Origin of the sequence: Elizabethkingia sp. YR214, assembly GCF_003058195.1 — a bacterium.
In the GTDB taxonomy this organism is placed as follows: Bacteria; Bacteroidota; Bacteroidia; order Flavobacteriales; family Weeksellaceae; genus Elizabethkingia.
On record NZ_QBUH01000013.1, the window covers coordinates 1 to 19,464 of the forward strand.

Sequence of the window (19,464 nt, forward strand, 5' to 3'; positions counted from 1 at the left end):
GGCAATCTTACGCCTATTGAGTATAAGTATAAAATGTTAGCTGCTGAAAAGAAAAATACTCAATTAATAGCTGTCTGAAATATGGGGTACTTACACTGCCGTTTTAATGCAGAAACAATTTGCGTTTCTGTGAATCTTGTCTTTTTCATCTTTTTACAGTTTAAAATTAATAAATTTTCTATTTTTAAACTGTCTGGTTTTTAGGGATACTTACAAAACCTTGACGTAAGTATCCGAAATTCTAAAAATCTGATTTTAGAGAAATAAACTGAAAGTAGCATTACACTAACCCTGTTTTATGGTGGCCCCAATACAACGCTCACTTTTAACAAGGCTACCGGAAAGCTTATTAGGTTTGATAAATAATCCTTAAAATAGGATTAGTGTAAGGTTTGTATTGATAACTTTTACTTTCCTCCAGCATTGAAGCTATCGAATAGTTGCTTCATCTCTTTTGCTTTTTCAGGAAGTTTAGCCACCAGGTTTACACTTTCTTTAGGATCTTCATCCAGATTAAATAGCTCTATAGTAGCTGGTACTACCTCTCCTGTTCGGGGATGTTTAAGGTCCGGGACTTCTCTGTATTTCCAGTTACCATATTTTACAGCTTCCGGTTTTGTACTGCCGTTTACAATAAAGATTGGGCGATGGTTATATTCAGATTCTTTTACTTTATTTTCCAAAAGCTGACTAATATCCTGCCCATCCAGTTCTCTATTCTTTGGCAAAGAACTGTTTGTCCACTTGGCAATTGTCGGTAGTAAATCCAGATTGCTTATTGCACTCGTTAAAACTGTCCCAGACTTAATTTTATTTTTCCAATATGCAATAAACGGAACACGGGCTCCACCTTCATACGACCAGGCTTTAGAACCTCTGAAAATTCCGGCACTTCCGACATGGGAAGCTATAGTGACACCGTCCCCTTCCATTCTTTCGGGGAAATTTGTCCATGGTCCGTTATCACTTGAGAAAACAAAAATAGTATTGTCAGCCATTCCTTTTTCTTCCAATACTTTCCATATAGCTGCTAATCCCTCATCCATTTCTGTAATTACAGCCCCAAGCGCTCCACCTTGTTTATTCTTTGAGGTAGAAGACTGTGCAGCATAGTACACTGGCAAATGCGGCATATTATGTGCCAGATATAGGAAGAATGGTTTATCTTTTTTCTGCTGTCGGATATAATTAATTGATTCTTTTGTATACAAACGGGTTAGTAATGAATCCGCAGGCTTTTCTATTTCTGCCTTTGTATTTCTGAACATTCTAATCGGAATGTCTGTATTTACGTAAGGAGCCTTATAATCATGACTGTATAATATTCCATAGTAAAAATCGAATCCCTGCCCATTAGGTTTATTTTCATCTTTCTGATCTCCAAGATGCCATTTACCAACCATTCCAGTGTTATAACCATTCGATTTTAGCATTTCAGCAATTGTTACTTCTTCATCCGGTAGTCCCTGTTTAGATCCCGGCGCTATAGGCCATGGCAAATCGTAACGGGATGCGTAACGCCCTGTAAGCAAAGAAGCTCTGGAAGGCGTACAAGTAGGACTGCTGACAACATAATTAGTTGCCATTAATCCATTTCTTGACATCTGATCCAAAAAGGGTGTTTTAATAACAGGATTTCCGTATGCCCCGATATCTGCATACCCCATATCATCTGTCAGTACAACAATAATGTTAGGCTGCTTCTGAGCTTTGGCATTGGAGAATGAGACAGTAAAAAGAAAGATTAAGGCACAACGTACAGTATTCTTCATGATTAAATATTTGTTTTCTGATGGTTATTAGTCATTTTAAAACAAATATATAACATAACTTCTCTATACAAAATTCTTTCAGAATTTTACTCAAAATGATGATTTATTTACAATACAACAGGTAATAGGAGTATTTTATAAGAGAAAATATGGTGTTTATTTACTGTATAAATATCACATCAATATTAAGAGATACAAAATATAGCCACTATAAAATTTCAAAAAAATACAAATTACGAACCTAACTCTAACTGATTTTTCACCAAATTAAAATAATCAGATTTATTATCAACTAATTGGCTATGGCTACCTTGCTCAACAATTTCACCATTTCTAAGAACGATTATCTGATCCGCATTTTTCACAGTAGAAAGTCTGTGTGCAACAATAATAACCGTTTTTCCTTTAAAAAAAGACTGAAGATTTTCGTGAATTATTTTCTCATTTTCAGCATCCAATGCAGATGTTGCTTCATCAAATAATATAAAATGAGGATTTTTATAAACAGCTCTGGAAATCAAAATACGTTGTTTTTGCCCACCAGAAATACCATTACCAGAAGCGCCTATTTTAGTATTCAGCCCTAAAGGTAATTCTTCTATAAAACTTTTGATATTAGCAGTTTGTAAAGATTTATTAAGTTTTTCATAATCAATATCTTCGTCACCAGTAGCAATATTTCTTTCTATCGTATCTGAAAATATAAACCCGTCCTGCATAACTACACCACAATTCTTACGCAAATCTTTTGGAGAAATATCTTTTATATTAAGATGATTAAAATAGATGTCTCCTTCAACAGGTTCATAAAATTTTAACAGCATTTTCATGAGAGTGGTTTTACCACTTCCACTAGCCCCAACAATAGCTGTAATTTTACCTTCTGGAATAGAAAGATTTATATTTTTTAGGACAAATGGAGATTGTGGGCCTTCATATTGAAAAGATACATTCTTAAAGTAAATACCTTTTTCAATACCATTTTGTTCTGTGTATTTTGGACTTAATAATAAAACATGCTGTTCTTGTTCTTCTTCTGAATGATTTTGCACTTCATTAAGACGAGTTAAACTAAGCCTAGCATCCTGTAATGAACGAAAGAAATTAATAAGCTGATTTACCGGAGAATTCATCTGTCCAATAATATAAGAAACGCTTAGTAGAGCTCCTAATGTCATATGCCCCTTTACCACAAAAGAAGCTGCAAGAAAAGTGACAATAATATTTTTAAACTGATTAATAAACTCAAAACCAGAAAGCTGGATTTGGTCCAATTTTAATATGCGAATATTAATTTTAAATAATTTTTGTTGTATTAATTCCCACTCTCGTCGTTTAAAATCTTCAAATTGATTAAGTTTCATTTCCGAAACACCATTGATCATTTCATAAATAGATTCCTGATTTTCACTGCGCTGCTGAAAACGAAAATAATCTAGTATTTTTCTTTTCTTCATCCAAAACAAAGACCATATAATTGAAACAATCGTTAAAGAAATATATGTTAACAATATGCGAAAATCATAATACCATAATACTCCAAAAAAAACAGAAAATGTAATCACAGAAAATAATGTAAGAAGACTCTGTGAAGTAAGAAAATTTTCAATACGTTCATGATCTTGAATGCGTTGATTAAAATCACCCATTAGTTTTGTATCAAAAAATTTTATCGGCAATCTCAAGAGTTTTTTCAAAAAATCTGAAATAATTTGGATATTAATTTTAGTCCCAACCACCAACATAATCCAATTTCGGAAGATTCCGAATATAATATTACCAAAAAAGAATGCCAATTGTGCTAGTAAAATATAAATGATAATAGAAATATTCTTTTGAGTAACTCCATCATCAATAAGCTTTTGAGTTAGTATAGGAAAAATTAAAGTAGTAATTGTTCCCAATAATAAAAGGAGGAACAACTTCAACATTTGCTTTTTATAAGGTTTTAGATATTCTAATAAATATTTTGCAGATAATTTTTGCTCTTTAGGTGGTTTTTGCTCATAAAACATTCCCGTTGGCTCCAGAAAAAGTGCAACTCCTTTATCTTCATTTGAAATCCATGATCTTGTAAACCTTTCTTCAGATAAAGAAATAAAACCATGTCCCGGGTCTGCAATTTTGAAAATTAATTCACCTGTAAAAAAATTCCTGGAAATTTTATAAAGAACAACAAAATGATTTTGATTCCAATGAAGTATACACGGGAGAAGTTCTTTATCAAAATCTTCCGTTTGTAATTTAGCAGCAATAGTTCTAAAGCCTATTTTTTCTGCTGCCGCACTTATCCCCAACAATGACACCCCCTCACGGGTAATAAAACTTTTATCACGCAAATACTGTAACCCGAAATCCTTCCCATAGTGCGAAGCAACCATAGCAAGACATGCCGGTCCACAATCCATTTGATCATGTTGGGGATAGAAATTAAACATTAAAAATTATTTTTTGTTCAAAAACTCTTTTAACAATTTCTTTCTTCTTATCCTCATCAAAATCATTAACACAATAATCTTTACCTAAATTTTCATATGCAACCTGGCTACAACCTCCACCACAAACAGGCAATATAGAACATGTTTGACATGGCTTATTTTGAAATTTCGCATTTTGTCTGATAAATTTCTTCTCATTCCATGTTATTGTTCCATTTTGCTCTAACTGTCCTAACTTTGATTTTGATTCAAAATCTCTCGCAGAACATTTAAATACATCTCCATTATAATTTATAAAAGCTTGATTGTATTTATCAGCATAACAAGATCCTCTTACCGAATCAAAAACAGCTCCATCTACATAGAAATCAGAATTTTTGTACTTATCTATATAATGTCTTACATCATACTCTAAAGAGCTTTCTAATTGCCATACTTTATGAAATGTAAATTTCAAATATTTCTTGATATTTTGTGGCTCTTTTTGAAAAAGAGACATAATTTTATCAATATCATTAATATTTTGTTCTGTACAATTAACTCTTACAACTACATTAATTTGATTCTCTGCTAATAAAATAATATTCTTAATTATTTTATCAAAGGATCCTTTAGTTTCTGAAATATATCTTATTTTATCATGATTATCTTTATAACCATCAAGTGTTATTTGTATTTCTTGTAAAGTATATTTTTTTAGAAAATCAATCTTCTTTTGATCAAATAGCAAACCATTAGTTGTAAATCCCGTTATTAGATTAATACCCGATAACTCTGTAATCTTTTTTGCTCCTTCTAAAATTGGAACAACAACTTTATCAAAATATAATAAAGGCTCACCTCCAAACCATGAAATTGCAAAATCTTCTATTTTATTATTCTGAGATATAATGTTCTCAATAAATTGAATAGTTTTCTCTATGTTCACATTATCCATTTTAGAATCCTTTATATGTGTTTCATAGCAGTACCAACACTTAAAATTACAATTCATTGTAGGATTAATAAATAAAAGATATTGATTTTCATTATCATCTACTTCTCTACTAATAGAGACTACTTCCTGAAATTCATTCTTTTCATCATCAACAATATATCCTTCCTCAGCTAAAAACTCATAAAAATCTGGGTGTATTTCTTGTAATTCATCAATATTATTTTCTCTGTTTGCTGCTAATAATAATTCTTTTAAATCATTTTCCAAAACAACAAACTTGTCATTTAATAAATTATAGCATACATTTTGATTATTGTAAACAATAAAATTGTTGTAAACACTAGTTTTCATAAATTAAAGATTTAGGTTAAATGAAAAGGATGGCCTGTCTTGTTAAAGATCAAACAAGCCATCCATAATTAATATAATAATTTTAACTTACCTCAGTAGGGCTACAATTAGCTCCCCCTGTGTTAGTACAGTTGCAATTATTACCAACAATACTGCTAGAAGTTGGTCCAAAAGAAAAACTTTTTGAGAAACCTCCTTTTAATTGTCCTTTTTCTGCTTCCTTTAGAGTTTCCATTTTTTTTACTAACTCTTGGAATTTTTGATTTTTTGTTTCCATTGTAATTTGATTTAGAAAATTAAAAAATTAACATTTGCTTTAATAAAAGCTATATTTAAACATTTAGAACTTAATATGTGCACCTATTTAGTATCTTAAATGAAAAAATAATTCTGATTTTTTATAATCTCCCTCTACTATCATTATCTGATTTTACTGAACCAGCTTTAATTTTATTCTTATTATCTAATGTATATTGAACAGATATAAGAAAACCTCTTGTTTGCCACTTTTGATAAAAATCAAAATCAAAATCTTTGTAATGGGAAATATTTTTATCTCTTTCGGTATTAAATAAATCCACTACTTTAAAAATGACTAATAAATTTCCAGCCATCAAAGTTTTTCTTATAGATATGTCCATTCTATATCTATTTGCTCCGGTAACATTCCTGTATTGATATTGATGGGAATAATTACTAGCAAGCTCAAACAAAAATGTTTTAGAAAGTTTCATTTGGAGGTATGTATTATTATAAAATGAAGCTCCTTTATTATTAATACCATCATTAGCATGAAATGAATTATAATAAATCCCACTAGAAATATTAGTAGTAAGCCATTTTGTTATATTCCCATTATAAGAATGGTCTATACCTATTTCATAATATTTTCCAAAATTTTGTGGTTGAAAAAAATTAATTAAATCTTTATTTGTAAAATATACACCTTGGATTGTATTAATTGTTTTATTACCATATACCGAAAAGGAATGCTTTTTTATATTATATCCAAGTTCTAATTGATCCACATACAAGGGTTGTAAATTTGGATTTCCAATTTCATAGAGAAAATCATTCTGTTTAATAACAAAGGGATTTAAATCTCTAAATGAAGGTCTAGTAATACTTCTTTTATAACTAAAAGAAAGGCTTTTTTCATTTTTTAAATCATACTTATAATAGAGACTTGGAAAAAGCTTAGTATAGTTTTGTTTTAATTCTTCGTTATTAAGATTATTATAACCTTTTATATTAGTATTTTCTATACGAATACCTGTTTTTATAAAGTGTCTACCGAAGATTTTGCTTATAGAAATATAACCAGCCAGAATATTTTCACGGTTATTGAAATCTTGTTTTTGATTTAAATCTTCATTCCATTGATCATTATTAAAATAATCAACCTTGAGTAAATTATCTCTTTTTACGCTACCAAATTTTCCTCCGGCATTCAACTCCCAATTTTTTTTAATTTTTTGAGTCCAATCTAATTGTCCAGTATAGTAATTTGAAACAGAATTAGTATTATAGAGATAATGACTATTCAACGAAGAATTTAATAAATATTTAGAATAAACATCATTAAAAGGCTCAGTATTATTTCGTCCAATATCTCCAATAAATTTCAAATTACTCCCTAAATTATCTAATTTCAATACATAGTTGGTTGTGATATACCACAAATTAGAAGGCGTCCTAGAGGAGGAAATATTTTTACTACTTATTGTTTGATCATTACCATTATAAATATCAAGATTATGATTACCCTCAAATATTCTATTATTTTTATTATAATAAGCTTCAATACCAAATGTATTATTATCATTAGGATAAAAAATACTACCTAAACGAAGTCCTAAATTATTATTAGAAAATTTCGAATCTCCATTATTGATATTTTTTTGACCATTATTATAATTGAATATTCCTGTTGACCTACCATAATTTTGATTTTCAGTATAAGAAACATCTGAATATAAGTTCCATTTCTCATTTCCATAATTCAAATTTAACCCACTGTTATACTGAATCGCATTTTCCTTTCGAAAAGCATAAGACATTTTGTTAATTGAACGAAAACCTTTAGGATTATTCTTTAAAACAATATTTATAACTCCTCCTGTACCAGACGCATCTTGATCAGCGGAACCTATATCTTGAATTTCAATTCTTTTAATATCTTCTGAACTTAGTCCAGAAAGATAATTATTGAGATCATTTCCGCTTAAGTTTATTTTTTGGCCATTAATAAGTATTGTTACACTTTTATTTTTCAGTAATACAATTCCTTCCGAGTTTATGCTTAATTTTGGGCTCTTTTGTAATATTTCCAGCCCATTATTTCCTTTAGACAAAACACTATTCTCAACATTAAAATAGGTTTTGTCTCCTATTTGTTGCACAATCTTTTTGCCTATAATAACTTCTCGAATTGTTTTTTCATTATTTTCAGTAATACGAATGTTTCTTATAATGTCTCCGCTAATATTAAGGTTACTAACAAAAACACTGCTACCATTTTCTAAAACTTCTAATAAATAATACCCTTTTTCAGGTATTTTTAATCTAAAAAAACCATTTTCATCAGAAATAACAGTCCTCTTTAAATTACCTTTAGTAGCTATTATTTCAGCATAAGAAATGACAACACTATCTTTTCCTAAAATTTTCCCGGAAATACTTTGAGCATAAGAAAAAGCTCCAATTAATAAGAAAAATAATATATGAAAATAGCTTTTCATTAAAAAAATAATTTGTGACCCATTGCTAAAGTAAAAATTATTTTGAAACAAAATGATTTTAAAACAATTAACCATGCTATTTACACTGAATATAAATTAATTATAATTAATTTATATTCAGTTATTTTACAATTATATACATTTACTTAATCACTTATTTTGGCGGTCTCACAATACTTTAATAAAAGTGTAGAATCCTATAAAATTGACCATCTTAATCTTGCGAAAAAAATTACCTTTCATTAAATAATAAAAACAAATAGTTGATTACACATAGTTTTATTCTGTAAACAAAAAATCAATTTTTAATACGAACAAAAACTCCTCTATAGTCTAGACTGCAGAGGAGTTATATTTTAAAATGTTTCTTTGATTATGATTCTTTCACTGCCAATTCACGAGTCAGCCAGCCACTTTTACTTGCTGTGGCAATAGCGTATGGTGTGATCCAGAAAAGCGTAAAGGCATAGAAAATACTATAGGTATATGCCCAGAAGGCCTCGGGTGTATTTTTATTTCTCTTCGCAAAGAAGAAAGCCTGAACACTTGAGAAAATGAGTATTCCCAATAATGTTGAACTAATAAATAACATCGTATGATTGATAATAAACCATAACATCAGTAACATTAATGGATAAGACATTACAAGTTTTAGCCACTGCATGCACAATAATACTCTGGTTCCTACTTTTGGTCCTTCACGGAAATCACCAAAAGCAAACTTGCTCATCATTATATTTTCACGCACATTACTACGTTCCCAACGAATAAACATCTTATACAGGTTTTTATATCGTTTAGGGATGTTAGTATATACATAAGCATTTCTCTGAAATAAGATATGATAACCTTGCTTCAGGATCATATTTGTCATGGCTCTGTCCTCACCTATATCAGACGGACGTCCCATAAATGTCTGGTTCACCCATTCATCCAAACAATTCATTACCTGTTCTCTGCGGTATGCTGCCAAAGCTCCCGGAGTACACATTACGGATCCCAACATACTCTGTGCAGAACGCACAAATTCAAAGCTGAATACAAAGTTTACATTAAGCATTCTCGGAATCAATTCTTTCTCATTGTTCAGTACACGTACATTACCTGCTACTCCACCACATTTTTCATTTACCACAAACGGGCTTGTCATATTACGGAGTGTATCTTTTTTCACAATAGAATCACTATCTACGGTAATAAATATCTCCCCCGTACCTAACTGGAATCCACGGTGTAAAGCATGTCTTTTACCCATATTTCGGGGCTGCTGATAGGCCATTACTCTGTCACCCAATTCTTCCTTAGCCTTCTTAATCCATGCCCAGGTATCGTCTTTACTGCCATCATCTATAGCTATAATCTGTACTTTTTCCTCCGGATAGTCGCTAATTGCCAAACTATGAAGTGTTTCGTATACCAGTTTCCCTTCATTATATGCCGGAACAATAATAGTACACGTAGGCAATTGATCGTCCGATACAGAAGCAATAGGTTTATAACGAATGTATAAAACAAGTAAATAGACAAGGAAGCATACTGCAACACTCAAAAGGAATAGCCCTATTCCAATGATTACCATACCAAAGGAGCTGTTCATTTGTTGCCAGTGCAGATGTTCAAACTCTGGTTGTAATAGATATACAGCATATATTGAGCTGAACAACAATATAAACGTCACTGCAAGGATACCATATTCTATAGTTCCGAACCTCCCCTTTTTGATGGGTACAAAATCTTCTTTCTGGCGAATTAATGCTGATTTTGGTACAACATTCTTCTTAACATGTAGTGTTTGTGTTTCTTTCATACATTCTATAAAAAAATTCCTTACTGGTATTCCTATTCTTTTGATTAGCCGGAATATCAGTATCCAATAATTTATTATTTCAACTTTTGAAATTGGAAGCAAGGTTTCCAAAAAAGAACCTGCGCACTCTTATTTTGTTGGAAAAGCCCTATTCTGAAACAGAATCATAAGGTTTAAACTTTTAACAAAACAGAAGAGAATAGTTTTATATCATGTATTAATTGATCAGTATTATCATATAGGAGACCAAAGTACGATCAGAACCCATACATTATGATAACGTTATTTTTCGTTTTTTATTACTGCTCTAATGAAAACTTTGTGCCATTTTAGCTTGGTTATCAATATTTTCGGAATATTAAAAATATTTCACATACCAATAACAATTGGACATATAGGTATTATTTTAAAGATTATCAGAGGATTAAGATTCTATTTCTTTTCAAATTTTTACTTTATTTTTTTTGAAAAATCAGAAAATATAGCTCTCCATAATTAAAGACAAAAATTATAATAGTGATAATATTATGCTAACTACAATAAGCGTTGCATCATTCCAAAGCAACTGAACCCGTTACATTTCTAATGTTAAATTTAAATAGCTTAAAAAAAGAAACATCGGTTGTATCCGATATAAAAGCAAAGCTGGACAGAGATATCATAGATGCAAGACTATAAATATTCCTCTTCTCTAAAAAGTAAAAAACATATATTTTAAAGGCCCTCTGTAATTTCGATTATCAGGGGATTTTTATTTATACACCATTCAGATTAGATTGAAATTCTTTAAATTTTCTTCCATACTCGCATAGGTTCATGGATATCAACTTATTCATTCAATGCCGCAGGCTTAATATTGTTTTCATTCCCATTCCTAGCTTATTCTATATGAAGATCAAACAGTAGCATATCGTTTTTATTCTCTGAAATATAACGGTAATCCCCGACTGGTATGAGAACTGTCATATTTTATGATCATTTATTATTTTTAAATTTGTATAATTCTTAATTAGAATAAATAAAAATAAAATGATACGAAAGTATACACCTATACTCTTCCTTTTCTCTTTTTCTATTGTATATGCACGTTATGATGATCTGAAAACAATACAGTCCTCTAACAAAATAACCGATGAAAGAATCTCGGAAGCGCAAAATAAACTAAAAAAACACTTGTTTAATGCCAGTTTACAAAATATTTATTCTGTGCGTGCTTTATCTATTCCTCGCCAATATAAGGACACTATTGTAAAGCCTAATAGAAAATCAGGCGAGGCAAAAGACATACAGGAAGTCACATTGGTAAAAAGTAAAAATATCAACGACATCGATATCCGAAAAATAGCGGGCTCTATTACCACTATCGATATGAAAAAATTTGAAGGACGTTCGGAAATGGATCTTATGCGGATGCTACAGGGGGCTGTCCCCGGCCTTTACATTGAATACAATGGTATATTGGGAAGCAGACCCAAAATTGAGATCCGCGGAACACAATCATTCTCCGGCCAGGCAAGGGCTAATGAGCCATTATTTGTGTTGGATGGGATGATTATTTCTTCCGAAACATTCCTAACCCTCAATCCAATGGATTTCTCAACCATCAAAGTTTTAAAGGATGCTGCCGCATCAGCACTATATGGTATAAAAGCAGCCAATGGTGTTATAGAAATTACTTCTAAAAAAGGATATAAAGGCAAGCCCATTATCAGCCTCAATATAAAACAGGGAATTACAACCAGAGGTCCCAGAGGTGTGGAAATGATGAATTCTGCGGAGAAACTGGAATTGGAAAGGCGCTTGAAAGTAACATCAACACCGGGATATATGAACTCTGAAGAATATATAAGAGAAAACTATAATAATGCCCCAAATCTGGAAGCTTTGATCTTAAATGGTAAAAAAAATCTGGACTCTTTAAAAATGATCAATACCGACTGGTTCAAGGAACTAATCAGACCCAATCAGTTTAGTTCTTATAATCTAAGTGTAAGAGGAGGCACAGACAAGAATGCTTATTATTACTCCTTAAACTATGGTAACCGTGGTGGAAAATTACCCGGCAACGACATTAATAATATCACAGCAAGAGCAAATATAGATTATGTAGTTACACCTAAATTCAGTTTATCTCTGAATACCTCTGCCGGAATTTCAAGAACCAATACCCAGAACGGAACCAAAGAAGATCCTTCTGCTCTGGCCTATGCTTTAAACCCTTATGAGACTCGATTATCTGAAAAGAATAGAAAAAAAATAAACCTGACTTCGTATCCGGATTATGCATTCAGTGATCTTATAAATCAGTATACGCGCAGAGAAGTATCTAACAGAGTAAGCAGTTCTCTTATTTTTAATTGGAAATTGTTGAATGATCTTAGCATATCAGGTGTTACCGGAGCAGATTATGTAACGAGTGAGAACAAAACTATAATTCCACCAGAAGCTGTTTCCGAACGACAGTATAGTGAAGATGCGAGAGGAAGTCTCACCGAAGAAAAAGCCACTGAGTTTATCTATTCCTCTAACATCAGAGCTACATATACCAAGAAACTGGGCGATCATGATATTACATTAGGTGCCAATATCGATTATTTACTCAACAGAAGAAAGGTTGTTGGCATCAACGGCTATGGAATACCATCGGGTATGGCATCTGTCCCTGTCATCAATCAGGCATTGGAAGGTAACCGAAAAACAACAGTTTTCGGAGGCAATACAAAAGACATACAGCTAGGTTTTGGTGCAGCTTTGGGCTATTCTTTCCGCAACATTTACGATTTGTATGCCAGCTACAAAAGGGATGGTTCTTCTCTCCTTCCGTCTGATAAAAGATGGAATACTGCCTGGTCTGCAGGATTTGGATGGCAGTTTAAGGAATATGAATTTCTGAAAAACTCAAAATTCATCTCCGATCTAAAACTAAGAGCTTCAATGGGAATTACCGCCAGTATGGCGGGTATTACAATCGGAGATATTGTTCCGACTTACAGGTACAACAACCTTTTTTACGGTTCCGGAAGATTATTACCCTCACAGCAGCTTCCTAACAGAAATCTGAATCCACAGCAGTCACATTCATACAATGCAGGGCTGGATATTGGTATTTTTAAGCGGTTTACATTAACTACCAATTTCTACAAAATCCTGAACAAACAAGCTCTTTTGGATGTAGAAATAGCACCCAGCAACGGCTTTACCAGCTATAAGAAAAACATTGGTGTATTGGAGAACAAAGGAATTGAAATAATGTTTTCCGGAGATATTATAAGAGGTCCCAATTTTCAGTGGAACAGTGCCCTCACTTTTTCTGCCAACTTTAATAAAGTAAAACAGCTTTACGGAGCAGAGAAAATTTATCAGAATGGAGAAGCCCTTATCCCCTCTTATGAAGTAGGACAGCCTTTAGGAATTATCTACGGATTACAGTCATTGGGAATACATCCTCTGGACGGAACCTACAGATATAAAGCCAATGATGGAAGAGAACTAACATACAGAGATAAAAGCAGTCTTACCCGTGCAGATTTCATGAGCCTGGGCTATAGCACACCTCCCTACAATGGAATGTTTTCCAATGTTATTACTTACAAAAACCTGTCTTTGGCTTTTGATCTGTATTATGCACTGAAGGGCGTAAAACAATACTCAACTTCATTTATTCGTGACAGAAGTGATATTCGTTATAATGCTTTTAAAGGTCAGCTGGAACAAATGTGGTTTAACGAAGGCGATGAAGGAAAGATTTATCCTTCTGCCAACAGGCCTACAGAAGCTGCTGAAATGGAGAAGCTTTTCGCAACAACAGACAGCGTATACAGATCCGATTTTATTTCTCTCAACAATATTCAGCTTACATATACTGTAGATACCAATGCAATACAGGAGCTTTCTAAAACAATACGCTCACTTAGTCTTAGTCTGCAGGCTGAAAATATCTACACTTATTACTTCGTGAAAAACAGGAACACAATCAATGACATCAAGCAACCTGTTTTTACCCTTAGCCTAAACGTCTCTTTTTAATTCAATATGAAAAAAATTACCTGCATAGCATCATTATTGGTCTTACTAAATGCCTGTAGCCTCGATAATACCTCCGAGGATTTTGTATCGGGAGAAAATGTTATAAATACTGTCAGCAGGGCCAAAGAAGTTCTGAACACAGCCTATTCCGAATTTCCGAAAGATAAAACTTTTCTCAGCATTTACACCGAGGATTTTGTTCCTACCTGGTATATCTCCCAAAGTAAATATGAACCTGTGGAAAAGATATACTACTGGGACAGACTGGTTATTAAAAATAATGCGGAAAATCTCTGGCAGCAATATTATAAATCTTTGTTCGAAATCAATACCGCTTTGGAAGCTCTGGATCATAATATTTCTGATAGGAACTCCGATGAGGCTAAAAAAGTAAAAGGAAGAGCATTAGGATTGAAGGCTGCAATATACTATGAGCTGTTATTATTATTCTCTGACCGTTACGCAGGTTCTGCCATACCGGGAATTGTTCTGAAAGACAAAACAATTTATGAGGATAAAGAACGCTCTGGTTATAAAGAAACATTGGTTGAAATCAATAAATTATGCGATACAGCATTGTCTCTGCTCCCAAAAGATGAAGGCAGTACTAACAAGAAGGAGTACTTCGGTTATTACGCCGTAAAACTACTGAAAGCCAAAACAGCATTACTGGAAGGATCTTATCAGAATGTCATTACTCTGGCCAATGAACTTATTACACAAAGCGGAAAATCGCTCATAGATTTCAATCAAGCCTCTTATCAGCAGATTTGGAACTCTCCTTCTTCATCTCCCGAGGTTTTGATGAATTTCAGTTATAATGAACAGCCTTATAAAAACCTAAACTACAACTATGAAAAAGGAGATTTTATAAGATTACATTCCAAATTTACTTTTGCGGAAGCTGATGTACGAGGCAAAGTTTCGGCTATTACTATACCTGATATTCCTGGTGTTTTTATAGGAAAGTACAGGGCTGATATCCGCGACAATAAAAACAAAAATATAGTACAGTCCAGATTTACTGAAGTTTACTTTTTGCTAATAGAGGCTTATTTAAAAAACAATCAGCTTCCGCAGGCGGCTAAGCTGCTCAATGATTTTCTTAAAAGCAGAAATGCAGGTACTGTCGATGCTTCTCTATCCAATAAGCAGCTTTTTGAAAGATTCAGATATGAAAAACAGAAAGAGTTTCTGGGAGAGCCAGAAAATTTCTTTGACCTGAAAAGATGGCAAACAGACATCAAAAGATATAAAACGGATGATGAAAAACAATACTCCGTAATATCTAAATCCGACTACCGATGGACATTTCCTATTCCGTTTAATGAAACAAAAAATAATAAAGTCTCCCAGAACAAAGGTTGGGAATAACTGATATGACAATGAAACACTATTATAGATTTAATTTTTCTACCAGACTCATTCTGTTCTTTATACTAATAACAGGAATGAGTTCCTGTATGCCGGATGACGAAAGAAGCACATACAGAGGTGAAAACAAAATAAGTTTTTCACTGAATAAAACCCAGATTGAAGACCAGTCCAATGATTATATCGTGGTAAAGATCATGTTGGTAAAAACTTTGAAAAAGGATCTGATTATTGAACTCAATCTTCAGAATGCTGATAATACCATGAAACTGGATCATCCCAAGGTAGTATTACCTGCAGGACAAAAAACTGCCACAGTACAGATAAAACCAAGTAATCTGCTGCCTCTTGACGAAAGTAAGACAATTCAGTTAGCAGGAACAACATCCGACAGCCAGGTAAGTGTAGAGAATATTTCTTTCGAGTTTAAAAAAGGAGCCGATATTCCTGTACTCACCAAGCGACAAAAAGAGCTTCTTGAGATTTATCGAAAAAAAGGTCTTAATCTTTATCCTTTTATTGGTGTTACAGAAGTAGAGGGCAATGTAACATTTCCTGCCGGAGGTAGAATTGAACCTTTTACAGAAGGCTTCAAGGAAAAAATTACAGGCAAAACCATTATTACCCTCAGCGACAATGCTACTGAGGACAAACCTCTGTTAAAAATGCAAAGAAATGCAATGGGGATACAAACGCTGTTGTTGAAATTATATCGAAAAATGACCATTGAGAATACTTTCTTTCTAGACCCGCTTGGTGCACCAAACTTCAAAATGCTAAAAGACATCAAGGAAAATGGAATTTCTTATTATTCTATGATGGAAAATATGGAAAGACATGACTTTATTGTCACTCTGGACAACATAGCACTAAATTTTAATTCCGATGAAATTGATTTTGTTTCAGAAAGATCCAATGAATTTCAATCAAAAGAAGAAGGTCTTATAGTTGTAAATTTTGACTATAATTTTTCTATTTGGAATTCACTTTATAAAAAAATTAAACAAGACTTTAGCCTTCAGGATATCAGTTTGGAATTTGGTGATGGTACAATTAATCCTTATAGATATATGAATATATCGACTATATCTCATGATGACTGGGGTAATGGTAACTGGAGACCTGCAAAAGCAACAATTAACAGAAAGGATAATACACTGCATTTTTCCTTTCCAATGGACTTTGATAATTCAGATGACTATATGCTGGCCAGTGTTGTTTATAAAGAAAAAAATGTAGCACAATGAGGTATGGTTTATTAGCAATGGGACTTCTTAGCTTTATTACAACAGAAGCTCAGATAACATTTCCAGACAATTTGGGGATTACAGACCGAAAGATTCGGGAAGATGGTCTTCATTATATTATTCATCCTGTAAAAGGCGATTCCCGAACAGAGATCAGGCTTATTATAGATGCCGGAAGCCTTATGGAAAATCCTGATCAGGCAGGTGTTGCTCATTTTTTGGAGCATCTGGTTTTTAAGAAGACCTTATTTGGAAGTCTGGATAAATTGGGTGTAAAACTGGAAAGAGACTTTAACGCCTCCACCCATTATGAATCTACAATTTATAAAATTTCAGTACCCAATACATCCGAAAACATTGGAATGTGTCTGGAAATTTTCAGAAAAAATATTTTCGCAGATTTATTCAGCAATGTCAGCAATGACGATATTGAAAAAGAAAAAAATGTAATTATTCAGGAACTTCGGGACAGAGGAAATGAAGGTCCTTTTTACCATGAAAAAATAGGAAACAGCATTTTCAGAAACAAACTTCCGGGAGGCACAGAAGCTGATATCCGAAAGATAAACAAAGCGTCATTGGAAAGCTATTTTAGAAAATGGTATACAACAGCCAATGCTCATATTGTAATTATAGGTGATATAGATACATCTGCAACAGAGAAAAAGATAACAACATTATTTCAGGGTAAAGACTCTGCAGGTAGTGAGACTACTCCTTATTCTCAGATAGATTACGCTTCATTGATCCCTACACAAAGCATTTTTTCTCTGCAACAGGGAAAGCAAAAAAACATTAACGCCGAACGGATAATTGCTGTACAACGAAAACCTGAAGATTTAAAAACTACGCTGATACAAAAACTCTACAGCGAATTGATCCGTCAAGGTATTAAAGATGCAGGGCTACAAAATGTAACATTCTTTGATGACTGGTATATGGGAAACATTTTCCATTCAGGCTTTGAAATCAGGAGTAAGGATAAAGCAGATTTACTAAAAACCTATGAACAACTTGGGGTCCTTTCTGAGCAAGTAAAAAAAACAGAAATTCAGCAGGAGTTGTTCGATACCATAAAGCAAAAAGTAATTAAAGATACTTTTTCTCCATTACCAGCCAGTACTAAAGATATTGCTGCTTATTATGAAGATATAATCGGCAGGCATAAGTATATCTTTCCTTCCGAAAGCAGATTTCTAGTGCAAAAAATTATGGATGAACTAAAAGAAGGAGAAATAAGATCATATCCTTTTTTGCTACCTGAAGGGCCGCATTTCAATCTGATCCAGACAACTATAGGTCAATCTGAAATCACAGAACAGGAACTCAACAATAGCTTCCAGGCAGGAATAAAGTCCGGATTGACAATACAACACCAGGAAGCTGCAAAAAAAGAGATTGTAAAAGAAGCTCCTCTAATCCATTATAAAATTGAATCTCCTAAAAAACTTTTTGCCGAAGTCATCAGTGAAAAACAATTAAATCAGCTGAATGTCTCTCTAATAAAACTTTCCAACGGAATTGATGTGATACTGGCACCAGATAGCAAAGCAGACAAAAACACGATTATATACTACGGAAGAGGCGGTTTTTCGCAGCTTTCGGATTACGAATATCCATTGTATAAGGACCTGAATTACTATTCAAATCAGATTGGGATTAAACCCTATAAATACAATATTCTTTCTAATATCTTATCTCAGAATAACATCTCATATTCTTCCTATATTGGCAGTTATGCTAATGAGATCAGGATAGCTGCTCCGGATGATAACATAGAATTGGCATTCAAATTATTGTATCATTTAGTATACAATTATATATTGCCTGTCGGGGATTTTAAAGAAGATATTAAACTAAAACTACTGGAAGACGACACGGAAGAACAGGTTTCGGAAAATGAATACGCCAGATTTCAGCAGGCAGAAGAATTGTTTCTGGGCAACTACAGAAAAACTGAAAATAAAAAGCTCACAAAACAGGAACTGAAAAAACTCGATATTAAAAAGCTATTTTTATTTTATGATCAGATCTTCCGGAATACCAACAACCGTGCTGTTTTGATTTCCGGAAACTTCAATATACATCAGGCAAAGGATTTAGTTATTAAATATTTCGGAGCCTATAAACCCATTCATCAGCCACTGCAATGGCAATCAAATAGCTCTCCTGCTGTTTTGAATGAAGATTTTACACCTGAAAATCAGACAAGAAAAGACGTTGCACTGATGACCAAGTCGTCCATTGTTCCCTCTGCAAAAAATATATTTGCTATACAAGTTGCAAAGGAATTATTGCAGTCCTGTTTTTTTGAAACTGCAAGAAACAAGTATGGAAAAGTTTACTCACCATCTGTGAGTTCTGAGTACAAAACCTATCCTACTCCTTCGGTTTCTTTTATTATAAAATTCCGGAGCGAAAAGGAGGATATTCCGTTCCTGAAAAATCTGTTTTTAAATATTGTGGAAGAATTAAAAAACAATCCCCTGGATTCCGGAAAACTTGAAAATAGTAAAAAAGCTTTACTTATTTCCATGGCTGAAAAAATAACGGATCCTTATTTGAAAGAGAAAGAAGTAATTCAGAATTATTTGGATCAGCTTACTATTGAGGATTTGGAGAATTACGAGTCTCTAATCAACTCCATTATAGCGGATGATATTCAAGCTATCTTAGCCCCAATTAAAAGCGTAGATGCTCAGCTTATTCAGTAGCAGGTTATAAAAAACTCACAGGTCTTGAAGATTCTGTGAGTTTTTAGATTACTTATT

At 32.9% G+C, this 19,464-nt stretch carries 10 protein-coding genes; 4 read left to right on the forward strand and 6 right to left on the reverse strand.

Annotated features, from left to right (window positions below):
* Positions 1–407: 407 nt before the first annotated feature.
* From C8J95_RS17905 to C8J95_RS17930, 6 genes are all read right to left on the reverse strand, one after another.
* Positions 408–1,772 carry a sulfatase-like hydrolase/transferase gene (locus tag C8J95_RS17905; protein ID WP_107810064.1) on the reverse strand — a complete coding sequence of 455 codons (1,365 nt, stop codon included), beginning with the start codon at positions 1,770–1,772 and terminating at the stop codon, positions 408–410.
* Between the two features lie 233 nt (positions 1,773–2,005).
* The gene (locus tag C8J95_RS17910) at positions 2,006–4,210 is read right to left on the reverse strand and encodes a peptidase domain-containing ABC transporter (protein WP_107810065.1); all 2,205 of its coding nucleotides are present in this window, start codon (positions 4,208–4,210) and stop codon (positions 2,006–2,008) included.
* Positions 4,203–5,498 (reverse strand): radical SAM/SPASM domain-containing protein, encoded by a 1,296-nt coding sequence (locus C8J95_RS17915; RefSeq protein WP_107810066.1) that lies wholly within the window; start codon positions 5,496–5,498, stop codon positions 4,203–4,205. Before C8J95_RS17915 ends, C8J95_RS17910 begins: the two co-directional genes overlap by 8 nt.
* Before the next feature lie 82 nt (positions 5,499–5,580).
* The gene (locus tag C8J95_RS17920) at positions 5,581–5,775 is read right to left on the reverse strand and encodes a hypothetical protein (protein WP_107810067.1); all 195 of its coding nucleotides are present in this window, start codon (positions 5,773–5,775) and stop codon (positions 5,581–5,583) included.
* A gap of 121 nt (positions 5,776–5,896) precedes the next feature.
* Positions 5,897–8,239, reverse strand: coding sequence for a TonB-dependent receptor domain-containing protein (locus tag C8J95_RS17925; protein WP_158267974.1), 2,343 nt, complete (start codon positions 8,237–8,239; stop codon positions 5,897–5,899).
* A 373-nt stretch (positions 8,240–8,612) separates the two neighbouring features.
* Entirely contained in the window at positions 8,613–10,046 is a 1,434-nt protein-coding gene (locus tag C8J95_RS17930; RefSeq protein WP_185124633.1) for a glycosyltransferase family 2 protein, read from the reverse strand.
* 1,029 nt (positions 10,047–11,075) lie between these two features.
* Between C8J95_RS17930 and C8J95_RS17935 the strand changes: the two genes are divergently transcribed.
* Genes C8J95_RS17935 through C8J95_RS17950 form a run of 4 tightly spaced genes read left to right on the forward strand, consistent with a single transcriptional unit; the run spans position 11,076 to position 19,407 of the window.
* A complete protein-coding gene (locus C8J95_RS17935; RefSeq protein WP_107810069.1) occupies positions 11,076–14,072 on the forward strand; it encodes a SusC/RagA family TonB-linked outer membrane protein in 2,997 nt (998 codons plus the stop codon).
* A gap of 6 nt (positions 14,073–14,078) precedes the next feature.
* The gene (locus tag C8J95_RS17940) at positions 14,079–15,446 is read left to right on the forward strand and encodes a RagB/SusD family nutrient uptake outer membrane protein (protein WP_107810070.1); all 1,368 of its coding nucleotides are present in this window, start codon (positions 14,079–14,081) and stop codon (positions 15,444–15,446) included.
* Positions 15,447–15,457: 11 nt separating this feature from the next.
* Positions 15,458–16,693 (forward strand): DUF4929 family protein, encoded by a 1,236-nt coding sequence (locus C8J95_RS17945; RefSeq protein ID WP_158267975.1) that lies wholly within the window; start codon positions 15,458–15,460, stop codon positions 16,691–16,693.
* Positions 16,690–19,407, forward strand: a complete 2,718-nt coding sequence (locus tag C8J95_RS17950; protein ID WP_107810072.1) for an insulinase family protein — start codon at positions 16,690–16,692, stop codon at positions 19,405–19,407. Before C8J95_RS17945 ends, C8J95_RS17950 begins: the two co-directional genes overlap by 4 nt.
* Positions 19,408–19,464: the final 57 nt, after the last annotated feature.